1 rRNA gene is annotated in these 223 nt (G+C 43.9%); it reads left to right on the top strand.

The features are described from left to right. Positions 1-129: 129 nt before the first annotated feature. Positions 130-223 (top strand): 16S ribosomal RNA (locus KO531_RS22300); the annotation flags it as partial.

Raw genomic sequence — 223 nt, 5'->3', positions numbered from 1 at the left:
CAATGTAACAATGAGTGTTCATAGTAATATGTACAGTTTGTTTCAGCCCTTCTTTTATAGGGAGTGCGAGAAACAAAAAATCAGAATTCATTGAGCCGCTGAAGTCGCAAGGCGGAAGCAACAAAACTTTAATTGAAGAGTTTGATCATGGCTCAGATTGAACGCTGGCGGCAGGCCTAACACATGCAAGTCGAGCGGCAGCACAAGGGAGTTTACTCCTGAG

It is taken from the genome of Shewanella sp. NKUCC06_TVS (assembly GCF_019345515.1).
Taxonomy (GTDB): domain Bacteria; phylum Pseudomonadota; class Gammaproteobacteria; order Enterobacterales; family Shewanellaceae; genus Shewanella; species Shewanella oncorhynchi.
Note: the sequence above shows the minus strand (reverse complement) of the source record. Positions and strands in the feature narration are given on the sequence as shown.